Here is a 21,236-nt window from a genome sequence, read left to right as displayed (position 1 = left end):
TATTTTAAAGCGGGGTGACCATGTCGTACGCAGTAGAATTTATCAATGTCAGCCGCCTGTACGGTGATGTGCGGGCGGTGGATGACGTCACCATCAGGATCAACGATGGTGAGTTTTTCTCCATGCTGGGGCCGTCCGGCTCCGGCAAAACCACCTGTCTGCGGCTTATCGCCGGTTTTGAACAGCTGTCGTCAGGCTCGATCCGCATCTTCGGCCAGGAAGCGCGCGACCTGCCGCCCTGGCAGCGCGATGTGAATACCGTATTTCAGGACTACGCGCTGTTCCCGCATATGTCGGTGCTGGAGAATGTGGCCTATGGGCTGATGGTCAAAGGCGTCGATAAAAAGACGCGGCTGGCGAAAGCGGCCCAGGCGCTGGACCAGGTGGCGCTCGGGTTTACGCACGCCCGTAAGCCGTCCCAGCTTTCCGGCGGCCAGCGTCAGCGCGTCGCCATCGCCCGCGCGCTGGTCAATCAGCCGCGCGTTCTGCTGCTGGATGAACCGCTCGGCGCGCTGGATCTCAAGCTGCGCGAGCAGATGCAGAGCGAACTGAAAAAACTTCAGCGCGAGCTGGGCATTACCTTTATTTTCGTCACCCACGATCAGGGCGAAGCGCTGTCGATGTCTGACCGGGTGGCGGTGTTTAACAATGGCCGTATCGAACAGGTGGATTCGCCGCGCGAACTGTACAGGCGCCCGCGCACCCCGTTTGTCGCCGGGTTTGTCGGCACCTCCAACGTGTTGACCGCCGAGCAGGTGCAGCGGCTGTGGGGCGGCAGCGGGGCCTATTCCCTGCGCCCGGAACATATCACGCTGAATCAGCCGGGCGACATTCAGGTGCAGGGCACGGTGCAGGAGATCCAGTACCAGGGCGCGGCGACGCGTCTTGAACTGCGGCTCGACGACGGCGGGCGGCTGCTGGTCAGCCAGGCCAACCTTTATGATGCCCAGCCCGACGGCGCGTTTCGTATCGGTCAGCCGGTGCTGGCCTCCTGGTCCCGTGACGCGATGATCCCATTGCACGCGGAGGGATGACATGGATATGACGCTCCCGCAACCCGCTCAACAGCCCGGCCTGATGCGTCGCGTGACCGCCTTCTTCTGGGCGCGCCCGACGCTGTGGCTGCTGCTATTGCTGTTGCCGCCGCTGATGTGGTTCGGCGTGGTCTATTTAGGATCGCTGCTGACCCTGCTGTGGCAAGGCTTCTACACTTTTGATGACTTCACCATGTCGGTGACGTCGGATTTGACCCTGGCTAACCTGCAAGCCCTGTTCCAGCCGGCGAACTACGACATCATTGTGCGCACCGTGACGATGGCGATTGTCGTGACCCTCGCCAGCGCGGTGGTGGCGTTCCCCATTGCGTATTACATGGCGCGCTACGTACACGGCAAAATGAAAGCCTTCTTTTATATCGCCGTGATGCTGCCGATGTGGGCCAGCTATATCGTCAAGGCTTATGCCTGGACGCTGTTGCTGGCGAAGGACGGCGTGGCGCAGTGGTTCCTGCAACACATGGGATTAGACGGCGCGCTGGCGGCGTTTCTCTCGCTGCCGCTGGTGGGGGGCAACACGCTGTCGACCTCCGGTTTCGGGCGCTTCCTGGTGTTCGTCTATATCTGGCTGCCGTTTATGATCCTGCCGATTCAGGCGGCGCTGGAACGTCTGCCGCCGTCGCTGCTTCAGGCCTCGGCAGATTTAGGGGCCACGCCGACCCAAACGTTTCGTTTCGTGATCCTCCCTCTCGCCATACCGGGCGTGGCGGCGGGCTCTATCTTTACGTTCTCCCTGACGCTGGGCGACTTTATCGTGCCGCAGCTGGTTGGCCCGCCGGGGTATTTCATCGGCAACATGGTTTATTCCCAGCAGGGGGCGATCGGCAATATGCCTATGGCGGCAGCGTTTACGCTGGTGCCGATCGTGTTAATTGCCCTTTATCTGGCGATCGTGAAACGACTGGGGGCCTTCGATGCACTCTGAACGCGCACCAATTTGGCTCAAAATCGCCGCCTGGGGCGCGATTGTGTTCCTTCACTGGCCGCTTTTCGTTATTGGCGCCTATGCTTTTAATACCGAGGATGCGGCCTTTAGCTTTCCACCGCAGGGTTTCACCCTGAAGTGGTTTAGCGTGGCGGCGCAGCGCGGCGATATTCTGGACGCGGTGATGTTATCGGTGAAGATTGCCTCCCTCGCCACGGCGCTGGCATTAGTACTTGGCACGCTTGCTGCAGCAGCGCTCTGGCGACGTGATTTCTTTGGCAAGAACGCCATCTCGCTGCTGTTACTGCTGCCGATTGCGCTGCCGGGGATCATCACCGGTATCGCGCTGTTGACCGCCTTTAAAACGGTCGATCTGGAACCTGGTTTTCTGACTATCGTGGTGGGCCACGCCACGTTTTGCGTGGTGGTGGTGTTCAACAACGTGATCGCCCGGTTCCGGCGCACCTCGTACAGCCTGATTGAAGCATCTATGGATTTGGGCGCCGACGGCTGGCAGACCTTCCGCTACGTGATCATGCCGAATCTCGGTTCGGCGCTGCTGGCGGGCGGGATGCTGGCGTTTGCGCTGTCGTTTGACGAAATCATCGTCACCACGTTCACGGCGGGGCATGAACGTACGCTGCCGCTGTGGTTGCTCAACCAGCTCGGAAGACCGCGCGATGTGCCCGTCACCAATGTGGTGGCGCTTTGCGTGATGCTGGTCACCACCATCCCGATCCTCGGGGCCTGGTGGCTCACGCGCGATGGCGAAATGGTCGCCGGTAGCGGTAAATAAAATTCGATATCGATGAGGCAGGCTATGCAGAGTCAATTATTGATCAATGGACAACTGGTAGACGGCAACGGCGAGCGTCTGCCGGTTTACAACCCGGCGACGGGCGAAGTGCTGCTGGACATCCCCGAAGCCACGGCGCAGCAGGTGAATGACGCCGTCGAAGCCGCCGACGCCGCGTTCGACCAGTGGGGGCAAACTTCCCCGAAAGAGCGTGCCGACGCGCTGCTGAAACTGGCGGATGTGATTGAGCAAAATGCTGAAACCTTCGCGAAACTCGAATCCCTTAACTGCGGCAAGCCATATCACTGCGTGCTGAATGACGAGATCCCGGCGGTGGTGGACGTGTTCCGCTTCTTCGCTGGCGCGGCGCGCTGTCTGAACGGCCTGGCGGCGGGCGAATATTTGCCGGGGCACACCTCGATGATCCGCCGCGATCCGGTAGGCGTGGTGGCGTCTATCGCGCCGTGGAACTATCCGCTGATGATGGCGGCCTGGAAACTCGGGCCGGCGCTGGCGGCGGGCAACTGCGTGGTGCTCAAACCGTCGGAAATCACGCCGCTCACCGCCTTTAAGCTGGCGGAACTGGCGAAAGATATCTTCCCGGCAGGGGTGCTAAATGTGCTGTTCGGCACCGGGAAAAACGTCGGCGATCCGTTAACCGGGCATGACAAAGTGCGCATGGTGTCATTGACCGGCTCCATCGCGACCGGCGCGCACATTGTGGGCCGCACCGCCAGCACCCTGAAGCGCACCCATATGGAACTGGGCGGTAAAGCGCCGGTACTGGTGTTTGACGACGCGGATCTTGATGCCGTCGTTGAGGGTATTCGCACCTTCGGGTTTTACAACGCGGGGCAGGACTGTACCGCTGCCTGTCGCATCTACGCCCAGTCGGGCATTTACGCCAGGCTGGTGGAAAAGCTCGGCGACGCGGTGGGCAGCCTCAAGTACGGCGCGCCGGATGATGAATCCACCGAGCTCGGGCCGCTCAGCTCACAGGCCCACCTGGAGCGCGTCACCCAGGCGGTGAACGACGCCAAAGCGCTGGACCATATCAAGGTGGTGACCGGCGGCGAGAAAGTCGAGGGTCCCGGCTATTTCTTCAAGCCTACCGTACTGGCCGGGGCAAAGCAGGACGACGCCATTGTGCAGCACGAAGTATTCGGCCCGGTCATCAGCGTGACCGAGTTTAGCGATGAAGCGCAAGCGCTGGCGTGGGCCAACGATTCCCGGTACGGGCTGGCATCATCGGTGTGGACTCAGGACGTAGGCCGCGCCCATCGCTTAAGCGCCCGTTTACAGTACGGCTGCACCTGGGTAAACACCCACTTTATGCTGGTCAGCGAAATGCCGCACGGCGGGCAAAAACTTTCCGGCTACGGTAAGGACATGTCGGTGTATGGCTTAGAAGATTACACGCTTGTCCGGCATGTAATGATTAAGCACTAAATAGCTCAAACCCGCAGGGATAACACCGTTTATCCCTGCGGGTTTATTCATTGCGCAGGCGCTATGCGGCGACGTTTTTAGCGGGCTGGAAAAGTTGATTGCAGTGCGGGCAGATAAGAGTGGAGCCTTTTTGTACGCGTGTGAAGCTGTGTTCAGAGTTTTTTTCGCACTTAGGGCATTGGCAGGTAACAAGGTAATTGCGGGCTTTTTTAACGTTTTTCCGTTCAGTCATCGATTCTTTCCTGTAGAAATGGCAGGCAACCTTACACGCTTTTTACTTCTGCGACAAATTATAGTGAAAAGTTAATTAAGGATGAGCGCTTGCTTAAATCGGTGGAACATGCGTTAATGAACGGTCGGTCAACAGATTTAATTATTTTTCGCGGTTTCAAAGTCATTCTCATCACTCGTATCTTTCAGATATTTCCTTTTGAGTTTTTTCTTTTTTTACCTCATAACGTTAGTGCGTTGAACATTTCCGTCAGACAGAAATTGACGGTTACAACAAATAAAAAATCACGTACCGAACAAGCAATGCGTTAAGGAAGGAACGCGCCAGTTTCACCCTTGTGATCATGCGCTCAACCCCCTGCACGCTAAAGATAAAAATTAACCCAACGCTGCTGCTCCTGCCGTCCTGCTAAACAACAAAAGCCACTGGACGAAGACAGATGGAGTGCAGTGTCAGGCTACTGCCAGCGCGATGACGCTGAGAGGATATTTTATGACATTACATATTCATTTTCGCTGCCCTTGCTGCCATGGTTCTCAATACCGAACCTCGCATTTTGATGTTTCTGCCCAAAACCCATTCGGCGCAAAATGTATTTTTTGCAAATCGCCGATGGTGACGCTGGATACCCTCACGGCACAAAACCGGGTGATGCAAATTTCCGGACAGATACATAATTAGAATTTTGGCTGATAAAAAGCCTCGTGGATGCGAGGCTTTTTATATTTTCAATAATGTGTGGTTATTTTATTCCGCTACCGCAAAAACCACCTCTGCGTCAGTTAAAATACCTCTGCGCGGCTCCCTAAAGCCTCTGGAGCTATAAATCGTTGAGAAGAACATTTCGATCCTCTCAGGCTTATAGTCCCTCCAGTAACCCTCTCATCCCCATCCACTCCGGGATCCTCTCCGGCAACAGCGGCCTGGAAAAATAATACCCTTGCACCTCATCGCACCCAAACGCCTTCAATATCCGCGCCGTCGCGATATCCTCCACCCCTTCGGCCAGCACCTGATAATCCAGCTCTTTCAGCATCACAATCACGTTGCGTACAATCACCAGACTGGCTTCATCAGTGGTGATCTGGCTGATGAGCGAACGGTCCAGCTTGATAATATCGATGGGGATCCGCCGCAGATAATTAATATTGCTGTACCCCGCGCCAAAATCGTCGAGCAAAATTAAAAACCCTTTTGCCTTGAGTAAATCCAGCTCCATCAGGGCCACCTCGCTTTCCAGTACTTTATCGGTTTCCAGGCATTCAATGCGGAAATCCTTGCAGGTCAGCCCGGCCTTCAGCACCTGTCGCTCCAGATCGCTGGCGAAACCGGGAACGGAGAAATCGCTTACCGTGACGTTAATCGAGATCGGCAGATAAATACCGCTTTTGCGCCAGATTAATGTCTGGCGGATGGCTTCCCGAATGACCCACTGGGTGATATCTCTCATCAGCGTGGTTCTTTCCACCAGCGCGACGATGGTGGAAGGGGGAATATTGCCGCGCGTCGGGTGGTCCCAGCGCAATAACGCTTCCGCGCCGATGGTCTCTCCGGTGTGCAACGAGATTTTCGGCTGATACACCAGAGAGAGCTGCCCGGGCGCTTTAATCGCTTCGCCGATGTCGTACAGCAGCTTAAAGTCGTCGTTGCGTTTGCGGTCCAGCACCGGGTCGAAGGCTTTTACCGGCACGCCCTGACGAATGGCCTCATGCAGCGCGCTGATAACGTGGCGGAACACCTCCTGTCCGCTGGTCTGGGAAGGGCAGAACAGCGCGTAGCCGGTATGGGTTTGCAGCTGTAACTCGATATCTCCGGTAATGCTCGCCAGCGTCGGCGGCATGCGCTCGGCTTTTTCCACAATCGCGCTGGCCTGACTGGCTTTGACCAGCACCGCGAAGCGCCCGGTCGCGAAGGAATAAAGCGGGATGGTCCTGCTCAGATCGAGGCGCAGCCGCAGCAGCGCGCCGAAGTTGCGCAGCATGGTTTCCACGGCGGCAACCCCTAAGTAGCGCGAAAGCTCATACAGCTTAGGGATTTCGATGCAGTCGAAAAGCAGCAGCGTATGCAACTCGGTGGTTTTCGACCGCACGATCCTTTCCAGTTCATTGAGTAGGTTCTGCCGGTTAGGCAAGCCGGTTAACGCATCAATCTGCCCGACGGAATACCAGGCTTCCAGATACGCGCTGGCCAGCGAGGCGATATGCAGGAACTGGTCGATCTTTTCCTGTGAAGGTTTTACCGGGTACTGTTCGGTGACGCAGAGCGTACCCAGCACAAACTCATCGCGGGTTTTAAGCGGCGAGGCGGCGTAGAACACCGCTGCGCCGCTCTGTACCAGCGGATGATGATGAAAGCGCGCATCCTGGCGGGCGTCGGGGCAAATAATCGATTCGCAGGCGTACACCGAGTGCTGGCACATCGACTGCTCCGCCGGTATTTTCTCGGGCAGCGCGATGTTATGGGCGTATTTGATGTACTGGAATTTAGGATCGAAAATCGTGACAAAACAGCCGGAAACACCCATGATCGTGCTCGCCAGACGCGCGAATTCACCTAAGATCCGATCGCGTGGCGTATCATCCCGGCGCAGCAGATCCAGCGCCGCGAGCTTTTTGGTTTCGTCTTGATTGAGTCCTGAAAACATAATGCGCTCCTGCACCCTGAGTCTTTAAGGATAAGAAATTCTGGGACATTCGCCGAATTTGATGCGTGAATTTGTGGCCTGGGTACAACGGGGTGGGGAAAAGGCATTTGCGCAATCTGGCAATGGAAATGCGGATAAAGTGGTTTGTTCCGCCAGTCCTGCTCTTTAAGGTGATGTTTCCGCACACTATTGAGGAACATCCCATGAGTACGTCGGTCAACGCTTTCGATCACGCGTTTTCATTAGTAGACATTCACCCGGTCGCGGGAAATATTGGCGCTGAAGTCAGAGGCGTGCGTTTATCTCCCGATCTGGACGATGCGTTGTTCGCCCAAATTGAAGCGGCGTTAATCAAATATAAAGTCCTGTTCTTTCGCCAGCAGCAGCATCTGACGGATGAAACCCATCAGGCGTTTGGCGCGCGATTCGGCAAGATTGTGCCTCATCCCACCGTACCTGCGCCGGGCAACAGCAAACTGTTTGAACTCGATGCCTCAAAAGGCGGCGGGCGCGCCGACTCATGGCATACCGATGTCACCTTTGTTGAGGCATTCCCTAAAATCTCGATCCTGCGCGGGGTGACCATACCGGCATATGGCGGCGATACGGTGTGGGCCAATACCGCAGCGGCCTATGAACAGTTGCCGGAAGCGCTCAAACGCTTCGCCGAGTCGCTGCGCGCGGTACACAGCAACGACTATGATTACGGCGCGGAGCGCACGGTGACCGAGGCCCACCGGCTGGAGCATCACCAGAAAGTGTTCGTCTCCTCGGTCTGGGAAGCGGAGCATCCGCTGGTGCATGTTCATCCGGTCTCAGGCGAACGGGCGCTGCTGCTGGGGCATTTCTTTAAGCGGCTGGTGGGCTTCAGCAGTAAAGAATCGGCGAAGATTTTCGAGCTGCTGCAAAATCGCATTACCCGGCTGGAAAACACCGTGCGCTGGCAGTGGCAGCAGGACGATGTGGCGATCTGGGATAACCGTACCACCCAGCATTACGCGGTAAATGACTATGGCAATCAGCCGCGGCTGGTGCGTCGCGTGACGGTGGAAGGAGAAAGCGCGGTGGCGGTAGACGGTTCGCGCAGCCGGACGCTGGTCAGTCCGGTCGAACAGGCGCAGAAGGTGGCCTGAGGGTGAACACCGGGAACGCATCCCGGTGTCAGCGCTTAATTTTCGTGTTGCGTAACATACTCTTTCAACATTGAAATCGCATACACCACCGCCTGCTGAAGCACTGAAACGCTGTCGCCGTCAAAGCGTTTTACCGCCGTTTTAATATTCTCCGCCTGTCCCCATGCGAACCATACCGTTCCGGCGGGCGTGCCGTCGGAGCCGCCGTCCGGCCCGGCGTAGCCGCTGATCGCGACGCCGATATCTTCTCCCGATCGCGCAATGGCACCGGCCACCATCTCTTCCACTGTCTGCTGGCTCACGGCGGTGTAGCGGGCGAGCGTTTCCGGCCGGACGTTCACCAGTTTGCTTTTCGCCTCATCGTTAAACGTGATAAAACCGCAGCTGTAAAAATCCGGGGTATTTTCCGCCGCGCACAGCGCCACGGCCAGCTGCCCGCCAGTGCAGGATTCCGCCGTGGTCAGGCGCAGCTTTTTGGCAATAAACAGTTTTCCCAGTTCTTCTGCTTGTTGAATTAATTTTTCCTGATCCATAGTAAGCGCTCTGTTTTATTGATAGGGGATAATGGATATCTGGCCATTCTTTTCAAGAATAGCAAACTTGATATCTTTGATATCGATAATGCTCTGATTACAACGCGCCGCCACCATCACATCATCAACGCTGATGTCAGTCATTTTCAGTTTTTTCTGATTAGGAATGCCGTCCGCCACTAAAATAACCGGGACGCCGTCAATCATATTATCGACGCCGGGAACGTATTTTTTCAGAATGCCAAAAATAATATCGGCGCAGATCAGGGTAATAATGGTTAGCGACGCGCCAACGACAGAAAAATCGTTGCCTAATAACGCCTGTTGGGTGGCTTCGCTGATAATCAAAATTAAAATCAGATCGAAATTGGTCATTTGCAGCAGGGTGCGGCGACCGGCGATTTTAAACACGATCACCAGCACAATATAAACGCTGACCGCTCTCAGTACCGTTTCCATACCTGGCGCCTCGTTAGGGAAGGATAAACTGATTAAAGGTCAGCGTTTTGTCGCCGGACCGCAGAGTATAGTGATGCTCGCCAACCTGACGAGGCGTTACGCCCAGCCAGACGGCAAACGGGCCGGGCGTCGGGCTGGCGCGGTAGTGTAATACCAGCTCGCCGTTATGGCTGGTCATCCGTTCTGCTGCCGGGTAAAGCGATGTGATTTCGTTGGCTTCCATCAGGTCGCCGCCGAGCACCAGCGTGACATTTTCTCCCGTCGTCGCCGTTTCGATTTTAATATTCATGTCGCTGTCAATACGACCCATTTTTTCATATTCCACGCTTAACGCGTGAGACGGATCGCTGATGCGTTTAGAACTTAACACCCCGTCAGAAAATAACCCCAGCAGCCCCAGGCAAACAATGCTAACCAGCGCCACGCCGCCATACTTTTGCATGATATATTCAAAGGCCAGCCATTGAGGGCTCTCTTTAACCGGTATTTTATTTTGCACCGAGGCGGGTTTTGCCATAATTCAACCTGTTCATTTTTAACAGAATACGTGATCCCGATGGGATTTAACGCAACGCTTAATAAGTGTAGGAGAGTTCGGCAGGTATTCCATTACGCCTGAATAGCAGCAAAGCGCAGCGGTAATAACGCAGAGAATAATCCTGAATTTCATCAATATAGTATTTTCGCGCCGTCAACTTAACGGGAGTATGCCAGGCTTAGGTATCATATAAAAATGACGGGAGAGCATGATGAAAGCGATTCACGGTATTCTTTTCCTGACCTTAGTGGGTTTCGGCGCACAGGCCCAGCAGGGCGATGTGCTGAAGCAGGACAAAGCGCCGCCGCCCGCGCATGACCAAACCGACGGCTATCGCGGTATGGAGGATGCCCGCTCAATGACGGTGAAACAGGCGATGGCGATGCATGACGGGGCTTCCGTATCGCTGCGTGGCAACCTGATCGAACAGTCGGACAATCACCGCTACGTATTACGCGATCGTACCGGGGAAGTCGAAGTGGTGATCCCGCCGGAGGTGGCGAAAGATCGCCAGGCCAGCCCGGATGAGCTGGTGGGCATCAGCGGTACGCTGGAGAAAAAAGGCAAAACGGCGCACATTGTGGCGCACCGCTTTCAAAAACAATAATCGATAAAGGCCTGCTTTAAGCGGGCTGCTTACGCTGAACCACGTTGCACCAACGACCAGGGAAGCATTTCGTACACCGGCGTCATCGCCGGGTTATCGATCCGCTCCAGCAGTAACTGCACGCTACGCACGCCCAGCTGATGAATCGGCTGGGCGATTGTCGTCAGCGGCGGGGTAGTGATCTCGCCAAACGGAATGCCGTCAAACCCGACAATCGCCAATTGTTCCGGCACCTTCAGCCCGCGTTGATGGGCGCAGGCCAGCGCGCCGCCCGCCAGCGAATCGGAAATAGCGAACACCGCGTCGGGTTTATCCGCCTGAGCCAGCAGTTGCTCCATCGCCTGAAACCCGGCCTGATACTCCAGACTTTCGGTATACACCACCTGCTGCCAGCGGCCTTCGCAGGCTTCGCGATAGCCCGCTTCGCGCTGGGAAGCGTACAGATAGCGCACGTCGCCGTTGATCATGGCGATGCGCTGATAACCTTGCGCCACCAGATAATCCACCGCCGCTTTGGCGGCCAGACCATTATCAATGGTCACCGATGAGGCGTTATATCCCGGATCGCCTTCGCCGCACTGCACCCATGGCGAGTCGCCAATGAGTGTAGTCAGGCCGGGCAAACAGCTGATGGCATCCATCGTGATCACCCCGTCCACCACTTTGCCGCTCAGCAAACGCAGGTAAGCCGATTCACGATTGAGCCGCGACTCCGAATTGCACAACAGAATGTGATAGCCGTGTTTCTCGGCTTCTTCTTCAATGCCGCGTACCACGCCCGCGCAGAAGGGGTTGAGAATGCTCGACACCAGCACCAGCAGCATATTGCTGCGCGAGGTGCGCAGCTGGCGCGCCAGCAAATTGGGTTGATAGTCGCAGGTGGCGATGGCGGCCAGGACCTTTTCGCGGGTAAGGGGCTTCACGCCGGGATTGCCATTCAGCACCCGGGAAACGGTGGCAGTAGAAACGCCGGCGACTCGCGCCACTTTATCGATCGACATGCTTATCCTTGAACTGTGAAGCGCCTTGCAGAATTGCGTCAATCATACCAAAAAGCCGTTCCCGAGATTGGAGAAGCTTTCTGAAATCGATTACATTTTACCTCAGTATAACATGTAATCGATTACAAGGACGTTCCACTTACCTCAACTACATCTCTGGAGGATGCTATGTCTTCTCAATCCGCCGTCGGCGCACAGGTCGCCACCCACAAGTGGGTCATACCGCGCTTGTCACTTATGATGTTTCTGGAGTTTTTCGTCTGGGGGGCGTGGTACGTTACCCTGGGGATTGTGATGTCAAAGTACGGCCTGGGCGCGTTGATTGGCGATGCGTTCTCTACCGGGCCGATCGCCTCGATTCTGTCGCCGTTCCTGCTGGGGATGCTGGTGGACCGCTTCTTCGCCTCGCAAAAGGTGCTGGGGATCCTGCATCTGGTGGGCGCGGCGCTGCTGTGGTGGCTGCCGACGCTGTTTGAAAGCGGGCAGAGCGGGCTGCTGTGGATCATCTTCGCCTATATGCTGTGCTATATGCCGACCATCGCGCTCAGCAACAACGTTGCGTTTCACAGCCTGAGCAACAGCGAGAAGGGCTTCCCGATTGTCCGCGCGTTCGGCACCATCGGCTGGATTGTCGCGGGGCTGATCGTTGGCGCTACCGGGCTTTCCGACAGCACCGGCATCTTCACGCTGGCGGCGGTCGCCTCGGTGATCCTGGGTATTTATAGCTTTACGCTGCCGCACACCCCCGCGCCGGATCGCGGCAAGCCGCTGTCGATGCGCGACCTGATGTGCGCCGACGCGTTCGCGCTGCTGAAACAGCGCCATTTCCTGGTGTTTATTATCTGCGCCACGCTGATCTCCATTCCGCTGGCCGCCTATTACGCTTACGCCGCGCCGTTTATCTCCGCCCTCGGCTTTGAAAACGTCAGCGGGGTGATGGCGTTTGGCCAGATGTCCGAGTTGCTGTTTATGCTGCTGATCCCGTTCTTCTTCCGGGCGCTGGGCATCAAAATGATGCTGCTGATCGGGATGCTGGCATGGTTCCTGCGCTACGCCATGTTTGCCCTGAGCATCAATGAAGAAACCCGCTGGATGATCTACATCGGCATCATTCTGCACGGCGTCTGTTACGACTTCTTTTTCGTGATCGGCTTTATCTACACCGATAAAGTGGCGGGCAACAAAGTTAAAGGCCAGGCTCAAAGCTTGCTGGTGCTGTTCACCTACGGTCTGGGGATGCTGATCGGTTCGCAAATCAGCGGCGCGGTGTTTAACCGTTCCGTTACCGCCGAGGGTGCAGAAGCGCTGGCCCAGTGGCAGGACTTCTGGTGGCTGCCGGCAATCGCGGCGGTGATTATTTCCGCCATCTTCTTCTTCACCTTCAACTACCGCGAGGAGAAACAGCATGGCTAAACCGCTGCGCATTGTGGTGGTCGGGTGCGGCAACATGGGCAGCGCGCACGCGCTGGCCCTGGACGCCATGCCGGAATTCATCCTGTGCGGACTGGTGGCGCGCGGCGACTCCAAAGCCCGCCTGCGGGAAAAACTCACCGGCGACCCGGCGCTGTATGACACGCTCGCGGATGCGCTGAGCGACGCCCGGCCCGACGCGGTGTGTATCGCGACCTGGCCTGACAGCCATGAGCAACTGGCTATTGACGCGCTGAACGCCGGTTGCCATTTGTTTATCGAAAAACCGCTCGCCACCACGGTGAGCGGTGCTCAAAGGGTGGCGGATGCCGCCGCCCGCGCCGGTAAAAAAGTGGTGGTGGGCTACATTCTGCGCCAGCATCCGGTGTGGCAGCGTTTTATCGAACTCAGCCATACCCTCGGCAAGCCGCTGGTGATGCGCATGAACCTCAACCAGCAGAGCGCGGGCGAGGCGTGGCAGACGCATAAAGCGCTGATGCAGTCGCTGTCGCCAATTGTCGATTGCGGGGTGCATTATCTGGACGTGATGTGCCAGATGACCCAAAGCACGCCGGAATCGGTGAGCGCCATCGGCGTGCGGCTTTCTGAGGAAATCCCCGAACAGCAGTACAACTACGGCCAGCTGCAGGTGCGTTTCAGCGACGGTTCGGTAGGCTGGTACGAGGCGGGCTGGGGGCCGATGATGAGCCAGACCGCGTTCTTTGTGAAAGACGTCATTGGCCCCAACGGCTCGGCGTCCATCGTGGCGCGCGAGGCGGGCGGCGAAGGGCAGTCGGCGAACGTCGAGGCCCATACCCGCACCGAATCCCTGCGCTTGCATCATGCCGGGCTGGACGCCCGGGGGCAGTTCATCACTGCCGATGAGTGGATCGATACCGATGACGAGCCCGATCATTACGAGCTGTGCCGCAGGGAACAACAATTTTTTGCCCATGCGATTGCCAGCGATGCGCCGCTGGACACCCACCTGCAACAGGCGATAGACAGTCTGGCGGTGGTGCTGGCGGCGGACCGCGCGGTACGCGAACAGCGAACGGTATTTATTAAGGAGGTGTATTTGTGAAAACCCTGAAAGGACCATCCCTGTTTCTCTCCCAGTTTATCGGCGACGCGCCGCCGTTTAATAAACTGGACACCTTAGCCGCCTGGGCGGCGGGGCTGGGCTACAAGGCGGTGCAGATCCCCACCCATCTCCCCCATATTTTCGATCTCGACCAGGCCGCCGTCAGCAAGACTTACTGCGATGACGTGCGCGGCAAGCTGGCGGATGTCGGTCTGGTGATCAGTGAACTGTCGACCCATTTACAGGGCCAACTGGTGGCCGTGCATCCGGCTTACGAACTGGCCTTCGCCGGATTTGCGCCTGACGCGCTGCGCAACGATCGCGCCGGACGCCAGCAGTGGGCGGTGCAACAGCTAAAAAACGCCGCCAAAGCCTCGCAGCAGCTCGGTTTAAAAGCCCACGCCACCTTTTCTGGCGCGCTGGCCTGGCCCTATTTTTACCCGTGGCCGCCGCGCAACGTCGCGCTGATCGACGAAGCCTTTACCTCCCTGGCCCAGCGCTGGACGCCGATCCTCGACAGCTTTGACGAGGCGGGCGTGGACCTGTGTTATGAACTCCATCCCGGCGAAGATCTCCATGACGGCGCAACCTTTGGGCGCTTTCTCGAGCTGACCGGCAACCATCCGCGCTGCAACATCCTGTTTGACCCGAGCCACATGGTGCTCCAGCAAATGGATTACCTCGGCTTTATCGACTTCTGGCATGAGCGCATCCGTGCGTTTCACGTTAAAGACGCCGAATTTACCCCCAGCGCGCAGAGCGGCGTTTACGGCGGTTACCAGGCGTGGGTCGACCGCCCCGGCCGTTTCCGTTCGCTGGGCGACGGACAGGTGGATTTCAAAGGCATCTTCAGCAAGCTGGCGCAGTACGATTACCCCGGCTGGGCGACGCTGGAATGGGAGTGCTGCCTGAAAAACGGCGAGACCGGCGCGCGGGAAGGGGCGAAATTTATCTCCGATCATATTATCCACGTGGCCGACCACGCCTTTGATGACTTTGCGCTGCGCAACAGCGACCGCACGGCCATCCGCCAGATGCTCGGTTTAGCGGAGGGCTCATGACGCGTCGTTTACGGTTAGGCATGGTGGGCGGCGGCGAAGGGGCGTTTATCGGCGCGGTCCACCGCATCGCGGCGCGGCTGGACGACCAGTTTGAACTGGTCGCCGGGGCGTTTTCATCCCGGGCAGACGTGGCGGCGCGCTCCGGCGCAGCGCTGTTTATCGCTCCGGATCGCAGTTACGCCAGCTGGCAGGAGATGGCGGCGCGCGAAGCGGCGCGGGAGGACGGCATAGATGTGGTGTCGATTGTGACCCCAAATCATCTGCATGTGCCGGTGGCGCAGGCGTTTCTTGAGCGCGGCATCCACGTCATCTGCGATAAGCCGCTCGGCATCAGCCTGGACGAGGGCCGGGCGCTGGCGAAAACAGTCCGCGACAGCGGTTGCCGGTTTATCCTCACCCACAATTACAGCGCCTTGCCGATGGTGCGTGAAGCCCGGGCACGGGTCGCGGCGGGTGAACTGGGCGATATCCGGCGCATCGACGTGGAGTACCTGCAGGGATGGCTCAGCGAACGACTGGAAGAGACCGACAATAAACAGGCGCGCTGGCGTGGCGATCCGACGCTCGCAGGAGCGGGCGCGATTGGCGATATTGGCACCCACGCGTGGCAACTGGCGGCCTTTGTCAGCGGAATGGAGCCGGTTTCTCTGCGTGGCGAGCTGATGACCCGCGTGGAGGGCCGACGGCTCGACGACGAGGTGGTGGCCGATATGCGTTACGCCAACGGCGCGCAGGGTCGGCTTCTGGCAAGCCAGGTGGCGGGCGGTTATCTCAACGATTTGCGGCTGCGGATTATCGGCAGCCTTGCCAGCCTGAGCTTTCATCAGCAACATCCCGAACAGCTGGTCATCTACCCGCAGGGCGCCAGTAGTTACACTGTCACGCGAAACGGGCCTGAAAACCGTGATGACACCCGCGCGCTGTGCCGCACGCCCGCCGGGCATCCGGAAGGGTATCTGGAGGGTTTTGCGCAAATTTATCGCGAGGCCGCACAGTGGATCCGTGGCGAGAGCGACGCGCCGCTGTTGCCGGGCATTGATGCCGGGATAAGCGGGATGAAATTTATCGAAACGGTGAAGGCCAGCAGCGCCCGTGGAGGAGAATGGCTGGCGTGGTAGCCGCCTGACGTAAATCAAAAAGCCAGACGTGGAAGCGCCTGGCTTTTTGATTATGCGAGTTGTGAAAGCAGTTTTTCTAACGCCTTCCGGTCCTGGGTTTTCACCGCTTCCGGGTGCTGATAACCCTGATTCCCGCGCGCCTGATGGTACAACATCACCAGCCAGTCATAGACATAGCCGGTTGCGGCATGGGCGGGTTGTTCGCTGAGCCTGGTCAACCGCGAATTACAGCCAGGTTGCGGCGCGAAGACCGGTTTGCCGGCGTTTACCCGGCTGGCCGGGCGCGCGTCCGGCGGCAGATTGTTGACGCCGAGCCAGGTGATAAAGTTGCCCAGCCCGGCATACAGCAGCGCGCCGCACACGCCTTCTTCACGGGCGATGGCGTCCAGCTGCGCGTCCAGCCGCAGCCGATAGCTGGTGACAATCAGGGTTTCCGCCAGCCAGGCCAGCGCCGCTGGCTCCAGATCCAGCAGGCGCGCCTGCTCCGGCTGTTGGCTCCACAGGCGGACATGGTTAATCCACAGCTGATGCGTCCGGGTGGCAAGCGTACCCTGAGTGGCGATTGCCGATGAATCACCCGACTGCGGTTCAGCGAACAGATCGATATGCCGATCGAACAATCCCTGCGCATGAGTCACCGGCGCGCTATCCGGGGTGTCGCACAGCGCCTGTAGCGTGGCGACCGGCGGCAGCAGCGCCGCCAGGATATCGCCGTGTCGCGCCGCCTGGCGTTGCAGCGCGCGGATCGCCTGCTCGGCATCGAGGGCGGCGGTGTTGTCGTCATGATAAGGGGCAAATGCCTCTCTCAGCGCCTGGCGCAGGCGCTGTTGCTGCGCCGCCAGACGCTGCGCGCGCCGTTGTTCGCTCAGCGCTTCCTGCATCCATTCAAGCAGGCGCGGCAGGCTGCGATTATCCAGCGCCTGAAGCGTACCCCAGCGCTGCCCCGGTTTACCCAGCAACCGCTGTACGCCGTCATCCAGATGTTGTTCGCCGCTGAATCGCGCGTCGCCCGGGGTGATCGCCCACACCAGGCCTGGCAGCGTATCGTCCTGTACCGGATGCGTTTCCTGCGCCCAGCGCAGCAGGGTGCGGGCGATGGCGGGCGTCGAGGCGCGGTCCGGCGTCGCGCCGCACATCACCAGCAGATCGATAGCCGCCTGCTGGCGGTAGCAGTCCAGCAAAAATGCGCGTTTGGTCTGCCACAGCGGCGCGCCGGCAGAAAATGCCGGGGCCGGCAGGTCGAGCAGATCCACATCCCCCAACGCGCACGGGCTTTCCAGCGGCAGCGTCAGCTCTGCGCACAGCAGCGCCAGCTGGCTCACCGCCACGCTGAGCGCCGGTTGTAGCGCGTCGCCGTTGATGGCGCAGACCAGCACGTCACGGGCGCTGGTGCTGTCCTGATGCTCGCACAGCAAGAAGCCTTCTTCAGGCAGAGAGAAGTTGTCGACCAACAGACTGAGCGGCGCGGCGACGGTGCGGTGGTAACCCAACAGTTGCAGAGTTTCCGCCAGCCCCAGCCATTGCGCGGTGAACTCGCGCTGATCGCCCCACAGCAGCGCGTACAGCTGGCTGCGTTCGCTGAGACCGAGGTGCGGGATCAGCGACGCAAAGCGGTGCCAGGTTTCCATCTGTACGCTGCGGGCGCGAATACCGGCGCGGCGGGTAAACGTTTCAATCACCACGGCCAGGCGGGCGGTGGTGATGGCGCTGTCGGCCAGCGGCTGGCGCAGCGGCTGCAGCTCATCCAGGCGCTTACGCAGCAGCCCGTCGTCCACGCCGCGCGGATTCGGCTGGTGGTGGTAGTGTTCAATAAACAGCGTCACCAGCTCCGCTTCGCTCAGCAGACGTAAGGTCAGCGGAAACGCGTCGCTCAGCGATGCGTCCGCGCTAAAACGCAGCGCCATGGCGCTGGCGTTATGGCCTGGGTTGATATGCGTCAGGTAATCAAGATGCTTGCCCGGCGTCACCGGCAACCGGCCCTGTTCGCCGCCGCAAAACGCGCTCAGTAAAAAGGCTTTGCTGGCCTGGCCTGCGCCGCACAGCGCGAGAGTGCGTTTTGACGCGGCCTGTTTTTGCAGGGCCTGGTCGCTGGCGCTCAACCGGGCGAGGACCAGTTGCAGCGCGCTGGCCTGGGCATCCAGCAGCGCCGAACGCTGGCGCGCCTGCGCCAGCCAGTCTTCCAGCGCCGGAAGTGAGGAAGTTACAGACATTTGAGGTACACACTCCCGCTATCAATCCAGTAGTGGCTGCCGCTGCTGCGACGGTCCGCCAGGGTATTCAGTTTGAACGTCAGTTGATCCACCGGCACTTTGCTGCCGTCGGAAAGCCAGGCTTCCGCCAGGGTAAAACCTTCCGGCGGGCGCGATTTGTCGCCGTGTAGCGCCAGACGGACGTTGAGCACGCCATTCCCGGCGATGGCTTTCGCCAGCGAGGTGGAGTTGACCGCCAGAGTATACAGCGGCGTGGCGGGCCAGCGGGCGTTATCCAGCTGGCGAAAACCGAGCGTGACGTTGCCGCGCAGCGGGAAATGCAGTCTGGCATTGAGTTTTTCGCCGGGATTATCAAGGTCGATTTCCCGATACCAGATATTCTCATCGCGCAGCGTATTGGCCTCATTGTCCAGTACGCCGAGATAACGCACCGTGGAATACGCGCCGATGTCTGCCGCCTTAAAGTTAAAGCGCGGCAGGCGCAGATCCAGGGCGAGGGCGCACAGCATCGCGCCCACGGCGGCGGTGGATTTCGGATTGCCGACGCGGCCCCGTTTGCTGAACGGATACCATTCGTGTACTTCATAATTTTCCAGCCACACCATGCGGCTGACCGGCACCGGTTGCAGATGGCGGATCAGCGCCTGGACGCCCGGCAAACAGCCCGGACGTCCGGTGACCAGCAGCACGTCGCAGCGGTAATGGGAAATCACTTCGCACAGCGCGTGCAGCGGGGCGCACAGCGAGAATTTCCCGGCAAAAATCTGCTCCTGGAGTTCGCTGAAGCGGATTTGCAGCGGCGCGGCGAACAGGTCGTAACCGCTGGCGTCGGCGGGCAGCGCCAGGGCAATCGCCTGATTCAGATAGTTCAGGACGTTAACGCTCGGGCGCTTGCTCAGCAGATCGCCGACGCTGGCGTACAACCCGGCCAGCTCGTCGGCGGGATCGCTTTGCTCCCAGGCCTGCAAAATCGCATGGCCCAGCGGCATCAGCAGTTGCAGGGTGGTTTGCTGGCGCAGAATGGCCTGGGTGTCCATGCGTCCGGAATCGCCGAACAGCGATCCCAGCAGCGCGGCGGCGTCCGCCACGCCCGCTTTTTGCAGGTCGGCCTGTAGCGCAGGCAGTACGCAGCGCTGAATAATATCCAGCAGCAGATCGTCGCCCGCGACTTTGAATCCTTCGCGGAACAGCAGCGTTGGGGAGATTTTGACGTTACTGCCGACCCCGTCATCGAGGCTGTAGCGGGTAATCGCCATATCGGTCGTGCCGCCGCCGATGTCAATCGAGGCGACGCGCAGGGTGCGGCCCGGCGCTTCCCCCGGTTCCGGCAGGCGGTCGCTGCGGGCAAAACTTTTAAAGCAGGCCTCGGTCTGGCCGCGAAAATGCACCATGGCTTCGTTATACAGCCACACCAGCTGACCGCAGCTGGCTTCGTCCCACTCCATATGGATATTCGGCACCGGAATGCGGCTCTGGCGTTTGCCCTGCTCGCTGGCAAAGTCTTCATCCTGTGGATGCCAGCCCAGCGCTTTCCACACCAGGGCAATGGCTTCCTGCATCCGGCGGCGGAAAATTTCCCGCTCCTGGCCCGGCATGGCGGACGGCAGGGTGAGGATCAGGTTGCGCAGATGGCGTGGAGAATTGCTGAACCCCATGCGCTGGCGGCTGGCGACGCTGTTGATCTGCACCAGCGCCTGCGCCAGCAGTTCGCACAGCATTTGGGTCATCAGCGAGCTGCGGCTGTACTGCGGCGAGAACACCGGCAGGCGCTCGTCGGCGGGCAGCTTCCACAGCGGCTCGCCGTCGTCATTCATCAGGTTCATCAGCGGCCAGGCGGTAGCCAGCGGTTCGCGCTGGGTTTTCGGCGTCAACAGGCTGAAGCGCCACGCCTGGCTCGAGGGGGTTTCGTCCCATAAGTAGCGACGCGGGCTGGAGATGCCGCTGTGGCCTTCGCTGCCCAGTCGTTCAGTAGCGAGCTTACGGGCCTCATCGCCCACGCGCACGATGGACGGCCAGACAAAGGCGTCGTCGCGGCCGCTTTCTACCGAGAAATGCTGTTTGCCGAAGCGTGCCTGAGAGAATTCAAGGCGGCTGGTAAACAGCGGGGAGTTAAGAAACTGCGGTTCGCTCAGCGAACGCACCTGAAGTTCCATGGTCTGGCGCAGCCCGTCGTTGGCTTCGCCGTGATCTTCGATAATGACGCCGCAGGTATGGGTGTTGCCGACATCAAGGATCAAATCGACATGAATGGCGGCCGTGCTCAGGGTTTCGGTGACGATTTTGATCTCCGGCACCTGGAGCTGTTCGCCCAGCATGGTCAGCAGGTTCAGCCAGTGCGCCTGGTATTCAAAGTTTTTTAGCGCTTTGGCGCTGTCGCCCTGGGTGCGGCTTTCATGGGTGGCGAGGTAGTGGGTAAAACTCTCCCGCAGCCAGCCGTCAACCCAGGTGTGATCGAGAAAATCGCCCACTTCGTCATCGCGCCAGGCAAGGGCGAAACGGCTGCCGTTGCGCACGTCATACTGCGAAGGGGCCAGCAGCGAAGCGGTGTCATCGTCGCTGAGATGGGTGTCGAACGCGAAGGTCACGCGGTGGGTGTTTCCGGCGCTGTCAGACTCATCCAGACGGCGAATTTGCACCCGCGCCCAGTTATCCGGCCCGGTAGTGAAGGTGCGCGGCGGATTGAAACGCAGCACCGGCACCGGCAGCCAGACGCCGTCCAGCACGCTCAGCGAATAGCTCAGCAGATGGGCGCTTTCCGGTTTGACCACTTCCGCCACGCCGCCGTCGCGGGCAGGGAGCGCGTATTTATCGCTGGCGGCCAGATAATCGAGGCGCAGCAGCGGGCCGTTAGCGGTTTTACGCACAAAGCGGCCGCCGTGCAGCGGCTCTTGCGGCGTCAGGCCGAAATCGAGGAACTGCACGCCGCTGTTTTCAATCAGGGCTACGTTTTGTTGGTAATCGCACAGGTTTGCCAGCATAGG

19 protein-coding genes are annotated in these 21,236 nt (G+C 59.1%); 11 read left to right on the top strand and 8 right to left on the bottom strand.

Going from position 1 to position 21,236, the window contains the following annotated elements; all coding sequences use genetic code 11:
• Nucleotides 1-20 precede the first annotated feature (20 nt).
• Genes GV764_RS17720 through patD form a run of 4 tightly spaced genes read left to right on the top strand, consistent with a single transcriptional unit; the run spans nt 21 to nt 4,225 of the window.
• The gene (locus tag GV764_RS17720) at nt 21-1,034 is read left to right on the top strand and encodes an ABC transporter ATP-binding protein (RefSeq protein WP_161661267.1); all 1,014 of its coding nucleotides are present in this window, start codon (nt 21-23) and stop codon (nt 1,032-1,034) included.
• A 1-nt stretch (nt 1,035) separates the two neighbouring features.
• Entirely contained in the window at nt 1,036-1,980 is a 945-nt protein-coding gene (locus tag GV764_RS17715) for an ABC transporter permease (protein WP_161661266.1), read from the top strand.
• Nucleotides 1,970-2,776 (top strand): ABC transporter permease, encoded by an 807-nt coding sequence (locus GV764_RS17710; RefSeq protein WP_161661265.1) that lies wholly within the window; start codon nt 1,970-1,972, stop codon nt 2,774-2,776. The genes GV764_RS17715 and GV764_RS17710 overlap by 11 nt, the downstream gene beginning before the upstream one ends.
• 24 nt (nt 2,777-2,800) lie before the next feature.
• A complete protein-coding gene (patD, locus tag GV764_RS17705; protein ID WP_161661264.1) occupies nt 2,801-4,225 on the top strand; it encodes an aminobutyraldehyde dehydrogenase in 1,425 nt (474 codons plus the stop codon).
• Between the two features lie 61 nt (nt 4,226-4,286).
• Here patD and GV764_RS22160 read toward each other — a convergent pair whose 3' ends face one another.
• Nucleotides 4,287-4,457, bottom strand: coding sequence for a YnfU family zinc-binding protein (locus GV764_RS22160; protein WP_220265733.1), 171 nt, complete (start codon nt 4,455-4,457; stop codon nt 4,287-4,289).
• Nucleotides 4,458-4,949: 492 nt separating this feature from the next.
• Here GV764_RS22160 and ymcF point away from each other — a divergent pair, with 492 nt between their 5' ends.
• Nucleotides 4,950-5,138 carry a cold shock small protein YmcF gene (gene ymcF / locus GV764_RS17700; RefSeq protein WP_161661263.1) on the top strand — a complete coding sequence of 63 codons (189 nt, stop codon included), beginning with the start codon at nt 4,950-4,952 and terminating at the stop codon, nt 5,136-5,138.
• A 178-nt stretch (nt 5,139-5,316) separates the two neighbouring features.
• Here ymcF and GV764_RS17695 read toward each other — a convergent pair whose 3' ends face one another.
• On the bottom strand, nt 5,317-7,101 hold the full coding sequence (locus GV764_RS17695) for an EAL domain-containing protein (protein WP_161661262.1): 1,785 nt from the start codon (nt 7,099-7,101) through the stop codon (nt 5,317-5,319).
• A 203-nt stretch (nt 7,102-7,304) separates the two neighbouring features.
• On the opposite strand from GV764_RS17695, the gene GV764_RS17690 reads away from it, so the two are divergent.
• Nucleotides 7,305-8,234 carry a TauD/TfdA dioxygenase family protein gene (locus GV764_RS17690; protein ID WP_161661261.1) on the top strand — a complete coding sequence of 310 codons (930 nt, stop codon included), beginning with the start codon at nt 7,305-7,307 and terminating at the stop codon, nt 8,232-8,234.
• A gap of 35 nt (nt 8,235-8,269) precedes the next feature.
• Here the strand turns inward: GV764_RS17690 and GV764_RS17685 are convergent, their stop codons facing one another.
• The 3 genes from GV764_RS17685 to GV764_RS17675 are packed head-to-tail and all read right to left on the bottom strand — an operon-like array spanning nt 8,270 to nt 9,743.
• Complete coding sequence (locus GV764_RS17685; RefSeq protein ID WP_161661260.1) at nt 8,270-8,767, bottom strand: 2-oxo-tetronate isomerase; 498 nt, start codon at nt 8,765-8,767, stop codon at nt 8,270-8,272.
• A gap of 15 nt (nt 8,768-8,782) precedes the next feature.
• Nucleotides 8,783-9,226 (bottom strand): DUF421 domain-containing protein, encoded by a 444-nt coding sequence (locus GV764_RS17680; RefSeq protein ID WP_161661259.1) that lies wholly within the window; start codon nt 9,224-9,226, stop codon nt 8,783-8,785.
• Nucleotides 9,227-9,239: 13 nt separating this feature from the next.
• Nucleotides 9,240-9,743, bottom strand: a complete 504-nt coding sequence (locus tag GV764_RS17675) for a hypothetical protein (RefSeq protein WP_161661258.1) — start codon at nt 9,741-9,743, stop codon at nt 9,240-9,242.
• A 232-nt stretch (nt 9,744-9,975) separates the two neighbouring features.
• Here GV764_RS17675 and GV764_RS17670 point away from each other — a divergent pair, with 232 nt between their 5' ends.
• On the top strand, nt 9,976-10,371 hold the full coding sequence (locus tag GV764_RS17670) for a NirD/YgiW/YdeI family stress tolerance protein (protein ID WP_161661317.1): 396 nt from the start codon (nt 9,976-9,978) through the stop codon (nt 10,369-10,371).
• Between the two features lie 29 nt (nt 10,372-10,400).
• On the opposite strand, the gene GV764_RS17665 is transcribed toward GV764_RS17670, so the two are convergent.
• Nucleotides 10,401-11,372, bottom strand: a complete 972-nt coding sequence (locus GV764_RS17665; RefSeq protein ID WP_161661257.1) for a LacI family DNA-binding transcriptional regulator — start codon at nt 11,370-11,372, stop codon at nt 10,401-10,403.
• Nucleotides 11,373-11,540: 168 nt separating this feature from the next.
• Between GV764_RS17665 and GV764_RS17660 the strand changes: the two genes are divergently transcribed.
• From GV764_RS17660 to GV764_RS17645, 4 genes are read left to right on the top strand one after another with little or no spacing between them, the layout of a single operon-like run.
• On the top strand, nt 11,541-12,785 hold the full coding sequence (locus GV764_RS17660; RefSeq protein ID WP_161661256.1) for an MFS transporter: 1,245 nt from the start codon (nt 11,541-11,543) through the stop codon (nt 12,783-12,785).
• Nucleotides 12,778-13,866, top strand: a complete 1,089-nt coding sequence (locus tag GV764_RS17655; protein ID WP_161661255.1) for a Gfo/Idh/MocA family protein — start codon at nt 12,778-12,780, stop codon at nt 13,864-13,866. Before GV764_RS17660 ends, GV764_RS17655 begins: the two co-directional genes overlap by 8 nt.
• A complete protein-coding gene (locus tag GV764_RS17650) occupies nt 13,863-14,927 on the top strand; it encodes a sugar phosphate isomerase/epimerase family protein (RefSeq protein WP_161661254.1) in 1,065 nt (354 codons plus the stop codon). Before GV764_RS17655 ends, GV764_RS17650 begins: the two co-directional genes overlap by 4 nt.
• Nucleotides 14,924-16,045 (top strand): Gfo/Idh/MocA family protein, encoded by a 1,122-nt coding sequence (locus GV764_RS17645; RefSeq protein WP_161661253.1) that lies wholly within the window; start codon nt 14,924-14,926, stop codon nt 16,043-16,045. The genes GV764_RS17650 and GV764_RS17645 overlap by 4 nt, the downstream gene beginning before the upstream one ends.
• 50 nt (nt 16,046-16,095) lie before the next feature.
• On the opposite strand, the gene GV764_RS17640 is transcribed toward GV764_RS17645, so the two are convergent.
• A complete protein-coding gene (locus tag GV764_RS17640; RefSeq protein WP_161661252.1) occupies nt 16,096-18,255 on the bottom strand; it encodes a virulence factor SrfC family protein in 2,160 nt (719 codons plus the stop codon).
• Nucleotides 18,246-21,233, bottom strand: coding sequence for a virulence factor SrfB (locus GV764_RS17635; RefSeq protein WP_161661251.1), 2,988 nt, complete (start codon nt 21,231-21,233; stop codon nt 18,246-18,248). Before GV764_RS17635 ends, GV764_RS17640 begins: the two co-directional genes overlap by 10 nt.
• Nucleotides 21,234-21,236 lie beyond the last annotated feature (3 nt).

Origin of the sequence: Atlantibacter hermannii (assembly GCF_009907385.1) — a bacterium.
GTDB lineage: Bacteria > Pseudomonadota > Gammaproteobacteria > Enterobacterales > Enterobacteriaceae > Atlantibacter > Atlantibacter hermannii_A.
The sequence above is the reverse complement of the archived record's forward strand: the minus strand, read 5'-3'. Positions and strand labels throughout refer to the sequence as shown.

Coding starts and splice junctions, on each gene's coding strand:
- GV764_RS17720 (WP_161661267.1), top strand. CDS start 21: ATGTCGTACGCAGTAGAATTTATCAATGTCAGCCGCCTGTACGGTGAT.
- GV764_RS17715 (WP_161661266.1), top strand. CDS start 1,036: ATGGATATGACGCTCCCGCAACCCGCTCAACAGCCCGGCCTGATGCGT.
- GV764_RS17710 (WP_161661265.1), top strand. CDS start 1,970: ATGCACTCTGAACGCGCACCAATTTGGCTCAAAATCGCCGCCTGGGGC.
- patD (WP_161661264.1), top strand. CDS start 2,801: ATGCAGAGTCAATTATTGATCAATGGACAACTGGTAGACGGCAACGGC.
- GV764_RS22160 (WP_220265733.1), bottom strand. CDS start 4,457: ATGACTGAACGGAAAAACGTTAAAAAAGCCCGCAATTACCTTGTTACC.
- ymcF (WP_161661263.1), top strand. CDS start 4,950: ATGACATTACATATTCATTTTCGCTGCCCTTGCTGCCATGGTTCTCAA.
- GV764_RS17695 (WP_161661262.1), bottom strand. CDS start 7,101: ATGTTTTCAGGACTCAATCAAGACGAAACCAAAAAGCTCGCGGCGCTG.
- GV764_RS17690 (WP_161661261.1), top strand. CDS start 7,305: ATGAGTACGTCGGTCAACGCTTTCGATCACGCGTTTTCATTAGTAGAC.
- GV764_RS17685 (WP_161661260.1), bottom strand. CDS start 8,767: ATGGATCAGGAAAAATTAATTCAACAAGCAGAAGAACTGGGAAAACTG.
- GV764_RS17680 (WP_161661259.1), bottom strand. CDS start 9,226: ATGGAAACGGTACTGAGAGCGGTCAGCGTTTATATTGTGCTGGTGATC.
- GV764_RS17675 (WP_161661258.1), bottom strand. CDS start 9,743: ATGGCAAAACCCGCCTCGGTGCAAAATAAAATACCGGTTAAAGAGAGC.
- GV764_RS17670 (WP_161661317.1), top strand. CDS start 9,976: ATGAAAGCGATTCACGGTATTCTTTTCCTGACCTTAGTGGGTTTCGGC.
- GV764_RS17665 (WP_161661257.1), bottom strand. CDS start 11,372: ATGTCGATCGATAAAGTGGCGCGAGTCGCCGGCGTTTCTACTGCCACC.
- GV764_RS17660 (WP_161661256.1), top strand. CDS start 11,541: ATGTCTTCTCAATCCGCCGTCGGCGCACAGGTCGCCACCCACAAGTGG.
- GV764_RS17655 (WP_161661255.1), top strand. CDS start 12,778: ATGGCTAAACCGCTGCGCATTGTGGTGGTCGGGTGCGGCAACATGGGC.
- GV764_RS17645 (WP_161661253.1), top strand. CDS start 14,924: ATGACGCGTCGTTTACGGTTAGGCATGGTGGGCGGCGGCGAAGGGGCG.
- GV764_RS17640 (WP_161661252.1), bottom strand. CDS start 18,255: ATGTCTGTAACTTCCTCACTTCCGGCGCTGGAAGACTGGCTGGCGCAG.
- GV764_RS17635 (WP_161661251.1), bottom strand. CDS start 21,233: ATGCTGGCAAACCTGTGCGATTACCAACAAAACGTAGCCCTGATTGAA.